This is a genomic window from Streptomyces sp. NPDC059255 (assembly GCF_042752355.1).
Taxonomy (GTDB): domain Bacteria; phylum Actinomycetota; class Actinomycetes; order Streptomycetales; family Streptomycetaceae; genus Streptomyces.
The window spans coordinates 18,367-36,632 of sequence record NZ_JBHYZP010000061.1 but is presented as its reverse complement, the minus strand read 5'-3'; the positions used below and the strand labels follow the sequence as shown (position 1 = coordinate 36,632).

The 18,266-nt window shown below is 68.3% G+C and carries 16 protein-coding genes and 3 pseudogenes; 8 read left to right on the top strand and 11 right to left on the bottom strand.

Features of this window, described 5'->3' with window-relative positions:
- Positions 1 to 261: pseudogene (locus tag ACFXKG_RS39560) on the top strand (hypothetical protein); the annotation flags it as partial.
- A gap of 47 nt (positions 262 to 308) precedes the next feature.
- On the opposite strand, the gene ACFXKG_RS39555 reads toward ACFXKG_RS39560, so the two are convergent.
- Positions 309 to 1,148, bottom strand: a complete 840-nt coding sequence (locus tag ACFXKG_RS39555) for a helix-turn-helix transcriptional regulator (protein ID WP_384849934.1) — start codon at positions 1,146 to 1,148, stop codon at positions 309 to 311.
- A 158-nt stretch (positions 1,149 to 1,306) separates the two neighbouring features.
- On the opposite strand from ACFXKG_RS39555, the gene ACFXKG_RS39550 reads away from it, so the two are divergent.
- Positions 1,307 to 2,371 (top strand): aldo/keto reductase, encoded by a 1,065-nt coding sequence (locus ACFXKG_RS39550; RefSeq protein ID WP_384849931.1) that lies wholly within the window; start codon positions 1,307 to 1,309, stop codon positions 2,369 to 2,371.
- A 246-nt stretch (positions 2,372 to 2,617) separates the two neighbouring features.
- Positions 2,618 to 2,924 (top strand): annotated as a pseudogene (locus ACFXKG_RS39545) (transposase); the annotation flags it as partial.
- Positions 2,925 to 2,994: 70 nt separating this feature from the next.
- Here ACFXKG_RS39545 and ACFXKG_RS39540 read toward each other — a convergent pair.
- Together ACFXKG_RS39540 and ACFXKG_RS39535 are read right to left on the bottom strand one after the other, a co-directional pair.
- Complete coding sequence (locus ACFXKG_RS39540; protein ID WP_384849928.1) at positions 2,995 to 3,252, bottom strand: hypothetical protein; 258 nt, start codon at positions 3,250 to 3,252, stop codon at positions 2,995 to 2,997.
- Positions 3,253 to 3,351: 99 nt separating this feature from the next.
- Complete coding sequence (locus tag ACFXKG_RS39535; RefSeq protein ID WP_359306506.1) at positions 3,352 to 3,774, bottom strand: MerR family transcriptional regulator; 423 nt, start codon at positions 3,772 to 3,774, stop codon at positions 3,352 to 3,354.
- Between the two features lie 70 nt (positions 3,775 to 3,844).
- On the opposite strand from ACFXKG_RS39535, the gene ACFXKG_RS39530 reads away from it, so the two are divergent.
- Positions 3,845 to 4,732 (top strand): enoyl-CoA hydratase/isomerase family protein, encoded by an 888-nt coding sequence (locus ACFXKG_RS39530; protein ID WP_384849924.1) that lies wholly within the window; start codon positions 3,845 to 3,847, stop codon positions 4,730 to 4,732.
- Here ACFXKG_RS39530 and ACFXKG_RS39525 read toward each other — a convergent pair.
- Together ACFXKG_RS39525 and ACFXKG_RS39520 are read right to left on the bottom strand one after the other, a co-directional pair.
- Complete coding sequence (locus ACFXKG_RS39525; protein WP_384849921.1) at positions 4,715 to 5,854, bottom strand: ISAs1 family transposase; 1,140 nt, start codon at positions 5,852 to 5,854, stop codon at positions 4,715 to 4,717. The two genes, ACFXKG_RS39530 and ACFXKG_RS39525, sit on opposite strands and share 18 nt — an antisense overlap.
- 342 nt (positions 5,855 to 6,196) lie before the next feature.
- A complete protein-coding gene (locus ACFXKG_RS39520) occupies positions 6,197 to 6,499 on the bottom strand; it encodes an ArsR/SmtB family transcription factor (RefSeq protein WP_384849919.1) in 303 nt (100 codons plus the stop codon).
- Between the two features lie 196 nt (positions 6,500 to 6,695).
- Here ACFXKG_RS39520 and ACFXKG_RS39515 point away from each other — a divergent pair, with 196 nt between their 5' ends.
- Entirely contained in the window at positions 6,696 to 7,334 is a 639-nt protein-coding gene (locus tag ACFXKG_RS39515; RefSeq protein ID WP_384849916.1) for a DJ-1/PfpI family protein, read from the top strand.
- An 890-nt stretch (positions 7,335 to 8,224) separates the two neighbouring features.
- Here the strand turns inward: ACFXKG_RS39515 and ACFXKG_RS39510 are convergent.
- Complete coding sequence (locus ACFXKG_RS39510; protein ID WP_384849913.1) at positions 8,225 to 8,644, bottom strand: nuclear transport factor 2 family protein; 420 nt, start codon at positions 8,642 to 8,644, stop codon at positions 8,225 to 8,227.
- 75 nt (positions 8,645 to 8,719) lie between these two features.
- On the opposite strand from ACFXKG_RS39510, the gene ACFXKG_RS39505 reads away from it, so the two are divergent.
- Positions 8,720 to 9,679 (top strand): LysR family transcriptional regulator, encoded by a 960-nt coding sequence (locus ACFXKG_RS39505; protein ID WP_384849937.1) that lies wholly within the window; start codon positions 8,720 to 8,722, stop codon positions 9,677 to 9,679.
- Between the two features lie 165 nt (positions 9,680 to 9,844).
- Here the strand turns inward: ACFXKG_RS39505 and ACFXKG_RS39500 are convergent.
- Positions 9,845 to 10,957 (bottom strand): annotated as a pseudogene (locus ACFXKG_RS39500) (integrase core domain-containing protein).
- Positions 10,958 to 11,152: 195 nt separating this feature from the next.
- On the opposite strand from ACFXKG_RS39500, the gene ACFXKG_RS39495 reads away from it, so the two are divergent.
- Together ACFXKG_RS39495 and ACFXKG_RS39490 are read left to right on the top strand one after the other, a co-directional pair.
- The gene (locus ACFXKG_RS39495; protein ID WP_384849910.1) at positions 11,153 to 11,395 is read left to right on the top strand and encodes a hypothetical protein; all 243 of its coding nucleotides are present in this window, start codon (positions 11,153 to 11,155) and stop codon (positions 11,393 to 11,395) included.
- 905 nt (positions 11,396 to 12,300) lie between these two features.
- On the top strand, positions 12,301 to 13,290 hold the full coding sequence (locus ACFXKG_RS39490) for a LuxR C-terminal-related transcriptional regulator (protein ID WP_384849907.1): 990 nt from the start codon (positions 12,301 to 12,303) through the stop codon (positions 13,288 to 13,290).
- Between the two features lie 73 nt (positions 13,291 to 13,363).
- Here the strand turns inward: ACFXKG_RS39490 and ACFXKG_RS39485 are convergent, their stop codons facing one another.
- Genes ACFXKG_RS39485 through ACFXKG_RS39470 form a run of 4 tightly spaced genes read right to left on the bottom strand, consistent with a single transcriptional unit; the run spans position 13,364 to position 18,265 of the window.
- Positions 13,364 to 13,489, bottom strand: a complete 126-nt coding sequence (locus ACFXKG_RS39485) for a LysR family transcriptional regulator (protein ID WP_384849904.1) — start codon at positions 13,487 to 13,489, stop codon at positions 13,364 to 13,366.
- A 60-nt stretch (positions 13,490 to 13,549) separates the two neighbouring features.
- Positions 13,550 to 15,784: an amino acid adenylation domain-containing protein gene (locus ACFXKG_RS39480; RefSeq protein ID WP_384849901.1), complete on the bottom strand. Its 2,235-nt coding sequence runs from the start codon at positions 15,782 to 15,784 to the stop codon at positions 13,550 to 13,552.
- Positions 15,781 to 17,577, bottom strand: a complete 1,797-nt coding sequence (locus ACFXKG_RS39475) for an acyl-CoA dehydrogenase family protein (protein WP_384849898.1) — start codon at positions 17,575 to 17,577, stop codon at positions 15,781 to 15,783. Before ACFXKG_RS39475 ends, ACFXKG_RS39480 begins: the two co-directional genes overlap by 4 nt.
- Positions 17,507 to 18,265: a thioesterase II family protein gene (locus ACFXKG_RS39470; RefSeq protein WP_384849896.1), complete on the bottom strand. Its 759-nt coding sequence runs from the start codon at positions 18,263 to 18,265 to the stop codon at positions 17,507 to 17,509. The genes ACFXKG_RS39475 and ACFXKG_RS39470 overlap by 71 nt, the downstream gene beginning before the upstream one ends.
- Position 18,266 lies beyond the last annotated feature (1 nt).

Here is an 18,266-nt window from a genome sequence, read left to right as displayed (position 1 = left end):
ATGCCGCCGCTGGAGGGGCCCGAGCGGACCCTGGAATGGGGCGAGCGCTCCCGCCACCAGCTGATGACCGCCGCGCACATCGCCCTCGTCGCCGAAGGCGCCTGGGACGAGGCCGACTGGGGTGAACTGGAGGAAAGGGCCCGCATGATCGCGCGGGCCGGATGGTGGATCGACCAGCGCGACGCAGAGGGTGGCGACCTGCCCGAACTCCTCGACGCGGCGGGCGAGAGCGACCGCGGGACGGAGAACCCGTTCCGCTGACTACTGACCGCTGTCCGGCCCGGTCCCGGCCCCCGGAGCCGAGTCGGTCAGTCCGCGATGTGCTTCGGGCTTGCCGCGAGTGAGCCGAGGAGGGCGAGGGCTTCGGCGCTGGGGCTGCCTTCAGGGGCGTGGTGCACGATCAACTGCAGTCCGGGGTCGCTTCGGATGTCGAGTGTCTCGTAGGTGAGGGTCAGGATGCCGACGTCGGGGTGGTGGAACTGCTTGGGCTCGCGGGTCTTGCCGCGTACGTCGTGCCGGTTCCACAATTGCCGGAAGGTGTCGCTTCGGCGGATGAGTTCGTCGAGGAGCTTGAGCAGTTGCGGGTCGTGTGGGTCGTGGCCCTGCGCCAGGCGTAGGTGACCGGTAGCGGAGTGTGCGGCGCGTTCCCAATCGACATAGAAGTCGCGTCCGGCGGGGTCGAGGAATGCCATTCGCGCGAGGTTGTCGACCTCGGCGAACCCGGAATGCAGGGCCTTGGCGAGGTCGTTCTCGGCACGAATGTCCATCGTGCGGTCGATGACGTAGGCGGGTGTCGTCAGCCAAGCATCCATGAGCCTTATCAGGTCGTCGCTGACCTTTCGATTGCCACCGTCGTGGTCGTACCTGACTGAAGCGATCCGGCCTGCGAGCCGGAACAGATGCATTCGCGCGTCTGTGTTCAAGTCGAGTGCGCGGGCGAGAGCGCCCAGCACTTGCTCCGAGGGGTGCCGCTCGCGACCCTGTTCGAGCCTGGTGTAGTAGTCGGCGCTGAGCCCGGCGAGCACCGCGACCTCCTCGCGACGCAGGCCGGGCACCCGTCGTGGTCCGGAGCCGACGACGGCGGCCGCGTCGGGGTGCGCCTTCGCGCGCTGCGCCTTGAGGAACGCGCCGAGCCCTTTGTTCTGCATGCTCCGACGATATGACGCCGTCGCGCCGGTCTCCTGGGTGGATGACACCCAGGAGGTCTTCGCCCTGGTTGAGGAAGACGCGACACCTGAGGCTGGACAACGCGGCGGCGAGGCTCTCGTCCCGCGGACACCAGCACCGTCAAACACGAAGGACATCCATGCGCTACACGCTCTTGGGCCGCTCCGGCATCCGTGTCTCCGAGCTCGCCCTCGGCACCATGACGTTCGGCGACGACTGGGGGTGGGGCGCCTCGCCGGAGACCAGCGCGAGGCTGCTCGACCTGTATGCCGAGGCCGGCGGGAACTTTATCGACACCGCGAACGCATACACCGGCGGGACGGCGGAGTCGATCACCGGCCGAGCGCTGAAGGGCCGGAGGGACCGGTTCGTGCTCGGCACGAAGTACACGATGCAGGCCGTGCCCGGCGACCTGAACAGCGCGGGCAACCACCGCAAGAGCCTCGTGTCCTCGCTCGAGGCCAGCCTGCGCCGTCTGGACACGGACTACATCGACGTGCTGTGGGTGCACGCACGGGACACGCTCACCCCGCTGCCGGAACTGATGCGGGCACTCGATGACCAGGTGCGAGCGGGCAAGGTCCTGCACGTCGGGGTCTCGGACTGGCCGGCTTGGGAGATTGCGCAGGCGAACACGCTCGCCGAGCTGCGTGACTGGTCGCCGTTCGTCGGCGTGCAGCTGCGCTACAACCTGCTCAGCCGGTCGGTGGAGTCGGAGCTGACGGTGATGGCGCAGGCATTCGACCTCGCGGTCCTCGCCTGGGGGCCGCTGGCAGAGGGGCGTCTGACCGGCAAGTACCTGGACGGCGCGGAGGGGCGCATCACCCGCGGCGGCTGGGACTTCAGCGGAGATCAGAGCGACCACATCGTCCGCGCGGTCGTCGACATCGCCGAGGCCGGAGGGTGGACGCCCGCGCAGGTCGCCTTCGCCTGGCTGCGCTCACGACCCGGCACCGTCATCCCGCTGCTCGGCGCGACCAGCGAACAGCAGCTCACCGGCAACCTCGCCAGCCTCGACGTCACCCTCGACGACGACGCCCTGCACCGGCTCGACGAGATCAGCGCACCTCGCCTGGGTTTCCCCCACGACGTGATGGCCGGTGAGGACATGATCGGCCTCACCTACGGCGACCAGTGGCGCCAGGTCACCGACCACCGGCGCGCATCCTGTCGCCCCGTCAACGACAACGCCCAGAGGGCATGACCACGACCACGGCAGAGCACACCGTTCCATCCGACCAGGAGGAAAGGTATTGATGAGTGGGCCGGAACCGCGCACCGCTATGGTCCGCGACGCGCTCGTGCACGTCACGCCGTCGCGGACGATGCACGGCGACGTCACGGCCACCGACAGCGTGCTGCCCCAGGCGGGTCCGGCACAGTCACCGGGCCAGGATGAGACTGTCGTGCTCGACGCGCGGTGCGGTCCGAGCCCGCGGCCCCGGCCGGCCACTTGGTGCTCGACAACTACGCCACCCACAAGAGCCCCGCCATCAAAACCTGGCGGCTGGCCCGCCCTCGGTTCCACCTGCACTTCACACCGACCGGGTTCCTCCTGGCTCAACCTAGTCGGGCGGTGGTTCGCCGAGCTGATGAACAAACAGATGCGGCGAGGCGTCCACAAGACCGTCCGGGCCCCGGAGCAGGACACCCGCGCCTGGAACACTGACCCCAGGCCCTGTATCGGGACCAAGACCGCGAACGAGATCCTCGAACGCCTCGCCTCGTATCTGAACAGAATTCCCGACTCAGAAGACCAGCGGCCGCCGTATCCCGATCACGTGGTCCGGCAGCTGCCCTCTGGAATGCTCTCAGCGGTGCCACGGATCAGACGGCGTACCACCGGTCGAGCGCGTCCCGCAGCCCGGTGGTTTCCGCTCCCGCCCAGGCCACGTATCCGTCCGGCCGCACCAGGAGCGCTGCCGCATCGGGGTCGGGCACGGGCCGGTGTACGAGTCGTACGCGATCGGCACCGTCCACCGCAGCGTCGATCGACCCGTCGCCCACGAGATCCAGCAGCAGGAACCAAGGGTTTTGCGTGTTTGATTTTTGAGTTGATTTAAGTCGAATTAAGGCATTTTTCACAGGGCAGTGTTGCTGGCGCGGGACTCGAGGCTCGCCGGGTGCGAAGGCTGGGCGGCGAGCGATCTCGGCTGTCGTTCTATACGACAGACGCGTCGACGCTCACCGAGACAGGTGGGCGGGGTCCTGCGCCGTCTCGTCGGGTTGTCCGGGGTCCGGGTCGGTGACGGAAGCGGGGCGGTGTGCGCGGTTGGCGGCGATGAGCTCGTTGAGGGACTCGAGGGTACGTGTGAGCCCGGAGATGTGCGTGATGAGCTTGTCGCGTTCTTCGAGCAGGCGGTCGAAAGCCCCGTCGGAGGTGGCGGTGCTGGGCGAGTGCAGGCAGGGAAGCAGGCTGACGATCGTCTGGCTGGACAGACCCGCCGCGTAGAGCCGCTGCAGGTACGCGATCCGGTCGACAGCTTCCTCTCCGTAGTGGCGATGACCACCGGGGCTGCGGCTGCTGTCGAGCAGGCCCTGCTCCTCGTAATAGCGCAGGGAGCGGGTGCTCACCCCGGTCCGCGCCGCCAGATCTCCGATCCGCATCCGGTCTCCGGTGTGTTCGTCGTCACAAACAGTTGAACTTCACATAGATGTGAAGTTTTAGCGTACCTCCATGACCTACTCGAACCTGTCTGCCATCAGCGTCGACATCCGACACGGCGTCGCGACCGTAATAATCGATCATCCGCCTCTGAACCTGCTCGACGGCGAGCTCATCAAGGAGCTGATGGCCTTCACCTCCCAGGTCCGCACCGACGACACGGTACAAGTGATCGTGTTCGAGAGCGCCGACCCGCAGTTCTTCATCGCGCATGGTGACATGCGCTTCCTCACCGATCCGGCGCTGATGTCCGCCGGCGGTGACCTGCCCACCGGAACCAACGTGGTGCAGGCCGTGAACGAGGAGATCCGGTCACTGCCCCAGGTCACCATCGGCAAGATCGCGGGCTTCGCGCGTGGCGGCGGCAACGAGTTCGCCATGGCGCTGGACATGCGTTTCGCGGCGATCGGAACGTCTGGACAGGCGCAGCCGGAGACTCTGATGGGCATCTACCCGGGCGGAGGAGGCACGCAGTACATGACCTCCCTCATCGGCCGCGCCCGCACACTCGAACTGATCCTCGGCGGCGAGCTGGCCGACGCGGAGCTGGCCGAGCGCTACGGTCTCGTCAACCGCGCCCTTCCGGCGGACGAACTCGACACATTCGTCACCGTGCTCGCGCGCCGCATCGCTGCTCTGGGCCCGACCGTCATCGGCATCGTCAAGACGGCCGTCGACGCGGCCGACTACACCAAACGGGACCTGGCTACAGAGAGCAGTCTCGCCGCCCGGCTCTCCTTCCCCGAGGTTGCCGCGACCGCCCACAAGCTGCTTGCCGCCGGTGTGCAGACCCGCGAGGGCGAACTCCGCCTGGAAGAGATCCTCAACAAGGCCCAGCAAGAAGTGACGCCGCAACTTTCGGACAAGGCTGCCACTCGGGTATCACGCGAATCCGATTGATCCTTTTCGTCCGGCGAGTCCGAGCGCGGTCAGGGGGCGCTTGTAGTCGCGTGCGGTGTGGCGGAGGGCGGCTGCGATGTTGGTGCGGCCGCCCTGACGGTGGAGGCCAATGGCGAGGTTCCGCAGGCCGGCCATGGTGCGTGGCAAGTGCGCGGTGCGGACCTTGGAATCGTCCTCGCGGAAGGTCCGGTCCCGGACGTGGTGCAGGAGGTTCTCCATGCTCCAGTGACCGCGGATCCAGGCCGCGAGTTGTTCACCGGTGGCCTCGCCGGGCTTGAGGCTGGTCATCAGGTAGACACGCGCGATGGTGAGCTTGCCGGTGCCCGACTCGCTTCGCCAGCACACGACTTGGAGGGCCTGGGCCGCGTCGGGGTAGTCGAGGTGGGTGAACGCGGCTGTCTTCAGCCTGCGGATCTCCATGCGGTGGTGGGCGCGGGTGCCCTGGTAGTAGTCCAGGGCGATGTCCCGCCACGGGAGCTGGCGGACGCGGGCGTAGAGCGCGGGACGGTTCCTCTTGACGATCGCGAGGTAGTGGGCACCACGTTCGCGCAGGTAGGTGGCGTGGTCATGCTGGGTATGCAGGGCGTCGGCGGTGACCACTATGCCGGTGAGGTCTACGGTGTTGAGCAATGGGGCGAAAGCGGGGATCTCGTTGCTCTTGTCGGCGATCTGCCGCTGGGCGAGCACGGCGCCGGTGTGCTCCATCGCCGCCAGCAGCGCGACGGCCGCCCGGCCCGCATGGCGTGAGCCGCGCAGCGTCTTGCCGTCCACTGCGATCGCCCGCAGTGCTGGGCGCTTGCCGACAGCGTGCTCCGGCTGTCTGGCGCGAGCCGCGAGGAAAGCGCCGATTGCCTCATCCAGTACATCGCCGTCAAGTCGGGCGAGCAGGCGCCGGACCGTGGCCGGATGCGGCACCGGTACGGCGCCGGTGAGCGGATCTGCCGCAAAGCCGCATGCGCGCAGCACCCACTGCGGAGCGTCCGTGATCCACTCGCCGATCGCGGTGAGAGAGCGGGCGCCGGCCAGCACGCTCGCGGCCGACGCGCACAGCAGCGCACCAAGCGGGTAGCGGCAGCCCCGGCGGTCGCAGGGATCTGGCAGCAGGCCGAAGAAGTCCCGCAAACGGACAGCGTCGGCGACCGGAACTGGGGCATCGGCCTGGGCCAGATGCTCCAACGCTTCGGGCACAGGAGGTGATACAGGGGCAGGCACGGCCTCACTCGGTGATCAATTGGACTCGACACCCACATGATCACCTGTGATCGTTCTGCGCTACTTCACACCCTCGCCAAGCGACATGACGTCACGTCATGCGCGAACCGGACCAATCCCCGCCACGCAAAGACCCTGCAGCAGGAACCGTCCATCACTCATGCTTGTGATACAGGTGAAAACTGGCTCTCCGGTCGGCTACGCGCTGAGGCTGAGGAATTCGCGGACCGCCCGTGCGTGGACTACGGCCACCTACTCTGCGGCCAGGATCGCTTGCAACAGGCCCGGGAAGCGGGTTTCCAATTCGTCTGCACGCATCTGGCTGAGGATCTTGTTGCCGCGGTAGTGCTGCGTGATGACGCCCGCCTCGCGGAGCACCCGGAAGTGATGGGTCGACGTCGATTTGGTGACCGGCAGGTCGAACGCACCACAAGCTTGCGCTGCGTCCCCTTCGGAAAGCTGACGCACGATGCGTCGGCGCAAGGGGTCGGCGAGCGCGGTGAGGACCGTGTCGAGCAGGACCGCTTCCGTCGCGGGGTGGGGCAGCGTTCGCATGAGCTCAACTCTACCTAGCCTATTCGTGGTACGGCCCCCGTCGTACTACGAAGCGCGTCGTACTACTTTGTCCTCTCGGGTGCTCACAGCCCCTACGACCGCGGGACAAGCGTTGCCCCGCGCCAGTTCCAGGACTTCGAGTACGTCACCTGACAGCCGCCGATATCGATCCGGCCGAACGCGGAAGAATCCCCAAATGAACATCGCCGTCGTCTTATTCCCTCGCCTCACCGCCCTGGACGCAATCGGGCCCTACGAAACGTTGCAGCGACTGCCTGACACCACCGTGACCTTCGTGGGCCATCAACGCGGAGAGGTCCGGACCGAAAACGGATACCTCGGCCTGACCATCGACAAGACCTTCGACGAAGTCGTCGCGCCGGATGCAGTCGTCGTGCCCGGTGGAATCGGCGTTCTCGACCTGCTGGAGGACAAGGTCCTGCTCGACTGGCTGCGGTCCGTCCACGCCACCAGCCGCTTCACCACCTCGGTCTGCACCGGATCCCTGCTCCTGGCGGCCGCAGGACTGCTGCCCGGTCTCGAAGCGACCACGCACTGGGCCTTCATGGCCAAACTGACCGAACTCGGCGCCGTTCCGACCTCCACCCGAGTGGTCGAGCACCCGGAGCACCGGACCATCATGGCAGCCGGCGTCTCCTCCGGGATCGACATGGCTCTGCGCCTGGCAGAGCTGCTCACCGACCAGGTGACAGCGCAGGCCATGCAGCTGATGGTGGAGTACGACCCGCAGCCGCCCTTCGACGCGGGCAGCGTGGAGAAGGCCGGCCCCCTGGTCACGGCCCGAGCCAAGGAACTGTTCCAGGAAAAGGACTGAGCGCGCGGTGTGCGGGCGACCCCGGCGATCTCGCCCGCACACCAGCCTCGCTCACCCGGGACCGGTCAACCCAGGAGAACAATTCCGTTCGGCGACCGGTTTTGTGGGTCTGTCGTTTCGGCTCGATCAGCGCCCGGTCCGCATCGTCCAGGAAGAACCGCTCCAACTCCGCACGGGACGGCGCCCCGTCGTACGCCGCGGCCTGCGCGTCCGCCAGAAACTCGACCGGCACCCCGGACCTCCAGACAGTCAGTGATCAACACGACTGCCGAAGACTCCGCCTCCGCCAAACCCCAGGTCAAAGCTCTCTCAAGCACGACCGGACCGTAGCCAGCACCGGCGCCCGCCCGGCGGCCTTTCCGCGAAGCCCAGCGGCGTCCTCGGTGCATGTGCTAGACGACCAAGATCAATCTGACCGGGATTTCCTGTACGCCAACTACTCACACCCGGCTACGCCGACGCCGCGCAGGAGATCCAGGACCGTACGCCGCATGGGGTCGGTCGTCGCGCTGCTGCACGCGGTCCATGCCCATCAGGCACAGTGAGTGTTCGCCTGTGACCCGCGTTGACGGGAGACCGCAGGCATCACGGAAGTACCCGAGGACCGTGCGGACGACGTCGCTGCCGCGCTCGCGCTGCTCCAGGTCGCCCGCGATGACCTGGAGGGCCTGGAGGGCGCCCTGCTGCTCGCCGCCCGTACGGCCAGTACCCGCACGGGCAAGCCGCTGCTGACGTTCAAGAAGATCGCTGCCGCGCTCGGCGCCGAGTCCGAGCCGGCCGCCCAGGGCCGCTACCGCCGCAAGGTCGGCAACCTCAACGGCGCCGATTCCGGACTCGACGGCACACCGTAGGGGCGGCCTGATCAGACGGACGCACCGGGTGATGAAGCGTCAGCCCGCCCACATGGTGCTGTTCACGTGCACCGTGTCGTGGTGCTCATGATATGTACTGATCTTTCCTCCACTGATCTCGAAGAGGAAGTGATAGTGGTTGCGGTAATCGCGCCTGTTCTTCAGTTTCATTGTCGAGTACGCCTCCACGGCGACCCGAGCACCTTGGATGGTCCACGCGGTCGGCGTTATGACCAGCGGGCCGCCCGTGACCGAGTCGAGCGGCTTGAGCATGGCGCGGAACTGCTCCTTGGTGACGTAACCGTCTCCCGGAGCCCCGCTCATCCACCATTCAACGTCATCAGTGAGACAGTTCAGGAGCTCCTCCAGCGCTTCCGTGTTGTCGGCCGCTCCCCACCGGCCCTTGGCATAGAGGCCCAGAAAGTGTTCGACGATTGCCCTCTTCTGTACGTCGTCCATCACGTGTCTCCGACTTCATGTGGTTGGTGGCGAGTGTGTGCCACCCAGCGTGCATGACCGCGCATGCGCGCACAAATGATGATTGAACACTCCAGGTATGCCTTTTGGGAATACCTCGGCTGTAGGGTGAGGGCTATGGCGGATGTGACTCTCGTTGGGCTGCGGGTAGTGCGCGAAGTCGCTGCGACGGGGTCCTTCAGCGAGGCAGCGGCTTCCCTCGGCTACACGCAATCGGCTGTGTCCCGGCAGGTGAAAGTTGTCGAGTCCGCCGTGGGTGCGGCCCTTTTCGAGAGGAGGGCGCGCGGGGTGGCACCCACGCAGGCCGGTGTGGCGTTCGCACGGCACGCGGCCGACGTGCTGTCAGGCATCGACGCCGCCGTCCGTGAGGTCAGCGCACTGAGTCAACACATCACGGGCTGTGTCACAGTCGGCGCCACCCCGGCTGCGGCTGTAGCGCTGGCTCCCCGTGCCCTCGCGCAGCTGGCGGACGAACACCCCCATGTGACTGTCGGTTTCGTGGGGGATTCAACCCCCAGCCTTTTGCGGCAGCTACGTTCCCACCGTCTGGACATTGCCGTCGTGGGCGTGTGCGCCGGGCCACAGGAGCGTGACCTCGACGGGCTGCGCCAGGAAACGCTCCTGGAAGACGATCTACGCGTCGCCCTACCCCGGCATCACCCATTGGCCACCCGGCACACGGTGAGGGCCGACGAACTGCGCCACGACAGTTGGATCGTCGAAAACGCTACCGGCGACACCCCGTACTACGGCGCCTGGCCCACCCTCGTTCGGCCAACGGTCACCCATCAGGCGCGCGAATGGTCCACGCGCCTGGGAATGGTGGCTGCGGGCCTCGGGGTCTGTCTGCTGCCGGGCATGGCGGTCCCCTCCGCTCCAGCCGGCGTGAGAATCGTCCGGGTCGAGGACCGCCACTGGCAGGGACGCGCAACCCTCGCCGTGACAAACGAACAGCGCTCAGCGGAAGCAGACGCGGCTGTCGCCGCCCTCAGACAACAGGCGTCTGAACTGCGTTGAGCCTATTCCCCAACGGCATTCAGTTCGTTCTGCTCCGTGACCCTCGCCAGGGCCGCCGTCGAGCACGTACCGGTCCTCGGTATAACCGCCGATCAATATCCTCGACTCGAACGGCCAGGGGTGCGAGTGCGGGCAGAGCACCCCTGAAGGGTGTCAATATTCCGATCAGGCTGCTGAGCTGGGCGTTTCCTGCGGATGGTGAGGCAGCCGGGGTGGCATGGTGTGGTACTCGTTGAGCAGTCCGCCAAGTATCTGGCGGCGTCTGACCGTGGCGGCGGGTAGAGGGATGACGTTCGGGTCGTCGTCTGGGGCTCGTAGGTCGAGGCTGCGGTGGGCGCGTCCGGTGTTGTAGTGCTCGGCGTACGTGGTGAGGACGGCACGGAGGTGTCGTTCGCCGGCGATGAGGAGGCGGTCGGTGCATTCGGCTCGGGCTGTGCGTATCCATCGTTCCGCGAACGCGTTCGACCGCGGGCTCTGCGGCGGAGTCGGGATGACGGCTGTGCCGTTGCCGGCGAAGACAGCGTCGAACGCGGCGGTGAACTTGCTGTCCCGGTCACGGATGAGGAACCGGAAGCACCCCGCTCTGTCGCCGAGGTCCATGAGCAGATTGCGGGCAAGTTGGGTGACCCGTGCGCCGGTGGGGCGGGCGGTGACACCCAGGACGTGAACGCGCCGGGTGGCGATCTCCATGACGAAGAAGACATAGAGACGCTTGAGGAAGACGGTCTCTACGTGCATGAGATCGCAAGCGAGCAGCGTGTGGGCCTGTGAACGGAGGAAGGAACGCCAGGTCTGCTGGCTTGCTCGCTGCGGTGCGGGCGGTAGGCCGGAGCGGCGCAGAACGCGCCGGATCGTGGCGGCGGCGACCCGATGACCAAGCCGACGCAACTCACCTTGGATCCTGACATACCCCCAGGTCGGGTTCTCTCTCGCCAGGCGCTGGATGAGCGCAACTGTCTCTTCCGGCAACGGTGGCCGACCGGGCCTGACCGGTGTTTGGCTCCACTTCCACCGCACCAGATGGCGGTGTCAGGTCAGCAGGGTGCCCGGGGTGACCAGTCGATGGCGGCGTAAGGCGGGTGGCAGGTGCCGTGCGAGAGCGGAGAGCACGGCACGATCAGCCCATGAGAGCCGCGGCCGCTGGACCTGCCGACGAAGCACAGCGACCTCATGACGAAGGGCAAGGATCTCGGCGTTGTTCGCGGCGGTCGATCGACTCAGCAAAAGGAAGCAGCCCAGTAGTCGGCAGAAGATCAGGTAGAGCAGTCGCACACCCACGATTACTGATCATGCCCACACCTGAGCGATCACAAAGCCCTAGGTCAGCCACCATACGGCAATAACGGCACCCTTCAGGCTCCAAACCCCACCCCCTTGTGGACCACTTGTACATTTCTGTGTACCATCACTAATGGACTGCTCGTCCATATCTATCGTGCGGAGGTTTGGGCCACGGTGAGCAACACTGGCCGCGTGGCGGTCGTTACCGGCGGATCCGGTGACATCGGTAGGGCGTGCACGGAGCGCGCGCAGATGGACCTGGACACCTTCGACCGCATCCAGCACACCAACGTGCGTGGCACCTTCGTCGTCGACCAGTTCGCCGGCGCCCACGACATCACCCCACTTGCCACCACGCACCACGTCAACTACTTCGAGCGCTGGACGTACGACGGCGACGCTGCGCATGCCGTCTTGCCACTGGAGCGGATATGACTCGGTGCGTTTCTTCTGGAGGGACGAGAAATCCCTGGTCAGCGCCTTGCACCTGCGGCAAGTGCGACAGGGGACGTTGTGTCGACTTCCGAGAACCGACCACGTCCGTGCTGGTCGGCACCGAGGCCCCTCAGGAAGAAACGCACCCATATGGCTCCCGCTGCAGGCCGACGTCCAGTCTGCGGGAGCGGCGAGCATCTGGTTGCCGCATCAGCCCGACGAGAAGTAGATCGGCTTGTTGGCCGTGGCTGCGCGCACCACCGCGGAAACCCCTGAAGAGGCTGCATCCCGCTCACTTGAGTCCCTGGCGCGCAGGCCGTCCCCGGGGCGCCTGCTGCCTGACGTGTTGGGCGCCGTCCAGGTCTTCGACTGGACCAGTCTCGTCCTGGCCGTATGGCTGCCTGGGTCCCGCGCTCTCGGCGGAACTCCCTCTGCCTACTCTTCCACCCCCGTCCACCCGCTGTCGAGGGTCCTGCCGCAGGCTCCACCGGGCCCCTGATCTGGCTTACTCGGAAGCAATGCAACTAAAGGTCACCAAATAGCACAGTAGGGACAATGACAGGAAATAGGGAACAAAGCAGAAGGCCTTCTGCCGACCTGATCGGTTCGAGTACCGGAACGTCCTACACCGCACTCCAGCGCAGGTGGGACGCACAGGTCGACGAAGCAGTCCCTCTGAGGCCCGCAGAGCTCATCGGTGCCGGCGTTTTCCGAGCCAGCATCCGCGGTTCCAGACTTCACGATGCCCTGATCGCGAATATCCGCTACGACTCGGCCAAGGCTAGCGGTGGCTGGGCTGATGCCCATCGGAGCGCAGAGTGAATGCGTGACCGGGGCCCGAGCCGCCCGACCGTCGCACGGTCGAACCGCAGGCTGGGACGGATCGAGGGAGCGAGGAGAGCACGATGACACCCGACATGGCGATATCCGTCGATGAACACATGTACGAGCTGTACGGATGGATCCTGGACCAGGACAGCTTCGACCCGCGAGACGCCGCGAAGGGACTGGGGCTGACGCCGGATCAGGCCATCGCGTCCTTCGAGCGCCTGATCCTGCTCGGGCTGGTGCGGGTGGACCCGCGCAACAGCCTGCGCGCCCGGGCCGTCGACCCCGACGCGGCGGCGCTGGGGCACACCCTGCCCCTACGCGACACCATCCGCTGCGAACAGGAGAAGCTCGACCGGGTGACCGCCGAGTTCAACCGGCTGCGGGACAGGTTCCTGCGCCCCCGCTCCGGCGAGGAGAAGTACGCCACGGTCGTCCCCAACCTCGACGAGGTGCGGGCCGCGCTCACCCGGGCCGCGGCAGAGTGCCGCGAGGAGATGCTGACCATACAGCCGGGCGGAAACCGGGCTCCCGAAGTGCTCGAAGAAGCCCGCCAGCGAGATCACGCCCTGCTCTCCCGCGGTGTGCCGATGCGCACCATCTACCATCACACGGCCCGCTTCAACGGCCCCAGCTTGGACTACATGAGCGATGCCGTCGCCCTCGGCGCCGAATACCGCACGGCGCACGAACTCACCGCGCGTCTCATCATCTTCGACCACTGCAAGCTCGCGTTCATCCCGATGCGGGACAACGAGGACGGGGCGGTCATCATCCACGAACCGTCCATCGTCGCCTATCTGCGCGACGGCTTCGAGGAGGTCTGGACGCGAGCGACTCCCTGCGGCACCCCGTCGAACGACCTCGAACAGATCGCCAAGGAACTGAACCAGACGGTCATCCAGCTGCTGGGGGCGGGACTGAAGGACGAGTCGATCGCCCGTCGGCTTGGCATGTCTCTGCGCACCACACGCCGTCACATCGCCGACATCATGAAACAGCTCGGCGCCGAAAGCCGTTTCCAGGCCGGCGTCCTGGCAGCCCGCCTCTACGGGAACCCGGGCTGACCTGCGGTCGACGAAAACCCGGCGACGACCTACCGGGAACTCCACGAGGCCGCGTGTCTTCGCGCCGGAGCGCTCACCGCCGCCGGGCAGCCGACTGGGACGCGTGCAGCCGGGCGGCGGCTTCGGAGGTGTTCTCCGTCTCGGCGATGGTGACGAAACAGAGCAGCTGCGTGAGGCTGAACTCGGGCCGATCACTCACACGAATCTTCCTTTGTCCCGGGCAGATCTCGCAGCGGACTCGAAGACCGGAGTTTCCGGGTCAGGGTGCCGACCGGGCCCGGCCCTCGGCCAAGGCCGTACGGTCGAGCTTTCCTCCCACCGTGCGCGGCATGGCGGAGAGCAGGGTGTAGGTCGCGGGCCGCATCCACTGTGGCAGCAGCCGCTCGGCCCGCTCGCGGACCTGCCCGGCCGTGCCGGTGGCCGTCATCCGCAGATAGGCGTCGAGAAGGGAACCGTCGCCCCGGCGGCGCCGGACCACCGCGCACTCCAGGACCTCGGGGTGCTCCGCCAGTGCTGCTTCGATCTCGCCCAGCTCCACCCGGTAGCCCCGGATCTTCACCTGCAGGTCCGCGCGGCCCTGGAACTCCAGCCGGCCGTCGGACGTCCAGCGCGCCCGGTCACCGGTCCGGTACATCCGCGAGCCGTCGCCGGCCCACGGGTCGGGCAGGAAGTTCTCCGCGGTGAGGTCCGGCCGGCCGAGATAGCCTCGGGCGACTTGCGGGCCGCAGATGTAGATCTCCCCTGTGGAGCCGACCGGGACGTGCCGGAGCCAGTCGTCCAGCACCCGGAGCGTCTGACCGGGCAGCGTGCCGCCGAGGTGCGGGGCCTCCTCGCCCCGGACGAACGCCGCGGTGGTGTCGACGGTCGTCTCCGTGGTCCCGTAGACGTTCACGGCGTCGAGCCGGCCCGCCAGCGCGCCGATACGCCGTTGCAGCGTCGGGGAGAGGGTTTCGCCGCCCACCCACAGCCGCAGCCCGCTGTCGTCGCCGAGCAGGGAGCCGAGATGCGGGAGGACGTACTCCAGGTGGGAGGGCGTGATGTCGAAGTCCGTCAGCCGCTCCTCGAGGAGCGCCCGGGCGAGGCCCTTCGGGTCAAGTCGTACCGTGTCGTCGAACAGCACGAGGGTGTCGCCCCGGCAGACCCGGATCCACTGCTGCACCGAGGCGTCGAAGGACGGGCTCGCGTTCCAGCCCACGCGGCCGGCGCCCGCGCGGATCGCCCCCGACTCCTCCAGCCCGGCCAGCAGCCCGGCCAGGGACCGATGGCTGACCTGCACGCCCTTGGGGCGGCCCGTGGACCCCGAGGTGTAGATGACGTAGGCGCAGCTGTCCGGGTGGGCAGGGGCGCCGGGCCCGGCCCACTCGTTCTCGTCCGTGGCGTCGTATGCGCAGTCGTACGCGTCCTCGTGCAGCCCGAGGACGTCGACGTCCCCGCCGCAGACCTCGCCGGGCAGGAGGTCGTCCCTGGTCACCAGCATCCTCGTGCCGCTGTCGCCGACCATGTACGCCAGCCGGTCCGCCGGGTAGGTGGGGTCCAGGGGCAGGTAGGCCGCACCGGTGCGCAGGATGCCGAGGACGGCCGCGACGAGGTCCGCCGAGCGGGGCAGGCAGACGGCGACCACCGTCTCCGGCCCCGCTCCGCGCGCGGCGAGCCGCCGGGCGACGGAGCGTGCCCGGAGGGCGAGTTCCGCGAAGGACAGGACGGTCTTCCCCTCCACGACCGCCACCGCGTCGGGCTGCTCCTCGACGACCTCGGCGAAGCGGTCCAGGACGTGGGCCGGAGGCCGCGTCGGCGCCGCTCCCACGCCTCGACGGGCCGCCTCCGCCTCGTCCCGCTCCTCCTGCACGGGCAGCCGGTGCAGCGGGACGTCGGGCTGCATCGACGCTGAGCGCAGGAGCAGGCTGAAGCGCCTGGTCAGCGCCTCGACGGTCGACCGCTCGAAGAGGTCGGCGCAGTAGTGCACACGGAAGGCGCAGCCGCCGTCGCCGCGCCGGGTGTAGTCGAGGGCGAGGTCCTGGCCGAGCGTGTCGACGTGCGCCGCCGACGGGCCGTCACCGCTTCGTCGCGCGGGCTCGTTCCGGGTGAACGTCACCTGTGCCGGGCCCTCGGGCGCGGTGGTCCCGGACGCCGCCGCGGCCGGGGCGAGGGCGGCGTGCGGCAGGGTTTCCGTCAGCAGTCCCCTGAAGGACGCAGTGGGAGACACCTGGGCCGTCAGGGACAGCAGGGGTGTCGGGGAGGCGCACGGGTCCGCCGGGGACACCTGGAGGACGAAGTCCGACTGGCCCGACCAGCGGGCCAGTTCCGCTTCGAAGCCCGTCAGGAGGACCACATGGAGGCAGGTCCCGGACGCGGTCGCCAGCGCTTCGAGGGCGGCGACGTCCGCGGGCGGCAGCTCGAACGCCAGCGACCGCCGCGCGGCGGAGCGGGTCGCCGGGCGGGGCCGGTCGGCGGGCAGGGCCAGGGCGCCGGGGCCGTACGGTCGTTGCTCGGTCATCCGGCGTCTCCGCGGTCGCCGCGAGACCCGTGCCCGGCCCGCGGAACGGTGGTGAGGGTGTCCCCGAGCAGCGCCTCGTACCGCAGCCCGCCCAGCCAGTCGGCGGTTACGTCGGCGTAGTCGCCGGCGCATCCCTCGTCGAGCTCCGTCCAGAGCCCCGCCAGCCGCCGCCGTGCCGAGGCGCAGTACACCTGGGCCAGCTCCCGCGCGCCGGACGACCCGTCGTCAGCCTCGGTGGCCGCGCGGGCGAGGACGGCGCCCATGGTGAGCAGTTCGTTGGCGACCCGGTTCAGGGTCAGCACCGTGTGCTGGCGTTCGAACAGCTCCGTACGCTCCTGGTGGCGTCCGGTCAGCTCCCGGCAGGTCGCGGCCAGCCGGGCCGCCTGCTCGGTGACGTACCGGGCGTGCTCGGCGCAGGGGCCGGTGAGCGCCCGCACGACGCGCTGGGTGGCGTCGCCGCCGTCCCCGGCCGCTGTCCTGCGGTAGTGCCCGTCGTAGTAGCAGTCGGTGAGGCGGATCTGTCCGGCCAGGAAGTCCACCAGGTAGTCGACGCCGCCGGAGATGCGCAGCCCCCGGGCGTCCCGGTGGAAGCGCTCGACGGGGAGGGGCTCGGCACCCCGGCGGGCCTTGCTCGCGGCGGTCTCGTATCCCTCGCCGCCCAGCAGCCCCATGGTGCGTTCGAGGATCCGCCAGCAGGTCTCGGAGGCGACGTTCTTCAGCGCCGCGTGCTCGTGCAGGCGGTCCGCTCCGCGGCCCAGCATGGTCCAGCGGACCAGGCTCTCGATGGCGTACGTGTCCGCCACGCAGAGGGCGATGATGCGCTGGACCTCCGGGAAGGAGCCCAGCTCGCGGCCGTCGATGGTCCTGCGGCTGGTGAACCGCCGTGACCACTGGAGGCAGAGTCGGGCGATGGCCAGGGACGGAGGGACGACGCTCAGGGTGCGGGCCAGATAGATGAACTCCTTCATCTCCCGGGCGAGGCGGTCGAGTTCCGTACCGCCCAGCATGCGCGAGCCGGGCACCTTGACGTCGGTCAGCTTCAGGTTGGCGATGGGGGCACCGTTCATGCCCATGAAGTCCTGGCGTTCGACAACGTCGAGGCCGGGCGTCGTGGCGTCGACGAAGAACGACGCGCCGTGCACCGCGCCTTCGTCGTCGACCACGGTGGCGGTGACGTCGAGGAGGTCGGCGACCGCGCCGTTGCCGATGAACACCTTCTCGCCGTTCAGCAGGTATGCGCTGCCGCCGTCCACCGGGGTCGCGGTGGTCGTCTGGCGGCGGTTGCCCGCTCCGGCGGGCTCGGTGTCGGCCCTGCCGGAGAAGTTGCCCGCCGCGACGTGCGCGCGGATCGTCTCGCGCAGCGCACCGTCGTCGAGCATGTTCAGATAGGCACCCGCGCCGAAGCCGTTGCCGATGCCCATCATGTTCGCGACGGGCATCGACCAGCTCGCCGCGGCCTCGATGAGCCGGAAGGCGTTGAACGCGGACAGCCCCCGGCCGCCGTCCTGCGGATCGGCCGTCAGCCGCAGGCAGCCCCGCGTGCGCAGCTCCTCGATCACGTCCTCGGGCAGGTCGCGGGAGGCGTCCACCTCGGTGGGGTCGACCTTCTCGCACAGGAACCGGGTGAAGTCCGCCACGGCATCGTCGCCCGTGCGCCGGTCGTCGTCGTCCTGGTGCGGGAAAGGGACGAGCAGGTCCCAGCGCAGCGCGCCGAGGTAGAGCTCATTGGACAGGCTCGGTCCCGGCTCCGAGGTGGCGGACCGTGTCGAGGATGATGCCGAGGAGTTCCTCACTCTGTTCCCTCAAGTAGAAGTGGTCACCGGGCAGCACATGGGTGCGCGGCGGGCAGGTGCTGTACTGCGTCCAGGGCGGGAGAAGCCCGGTCTCCGGGTCCTCGGCACCGCCCAGGGCGATGACGGGGAGGTCCAGGGGGAGCCCCGGTGTGTGGTGGTAGGTGTCGAGGACGCGGGCGTCTCCGCGCAAGGACCGCAGCACCATGTCCCGCAACTCGGGGTCCTCGCGCACGACGGCGGGCAGGGGTCCAGCGGCCTCGACCGTGCGCAGGAACAGCTCGTCGTCCAGGTGGTGGGTGGGCGGCTCGTGGGGCTGGAGGTGGGGGGCACCCATGGCGGACACGAACAGCGCCACCGGCTGCGTGCGCCCGCGCTCCCGCAGCGCCTTTGTCGCCTCGTACGCGGTGAGGGCGCCCAGGCTGTGTCCGAAGAACGCGAACGGCGCGTCGAACTCGGCCTCGGACACCAGCGCGTCGACCAGTTCGTCCATCGCGGTGTGGGGCGCCTCGTCGGGGCGGCTGCCCCGGCCCGGCGCCTGCACGCCGATCACCTCGACGCCGGGCAGCTGGCCGGTCCACCTCATGTACTCGCCGGCGGAGGCGCCGCTGTGCGGAAAGCAGTACAGCCGCAGACCGGCAGCGGCCTGCTGCTTGCGGCGCAGCAACCAGGGGGATGTCCGGCGGTGCATC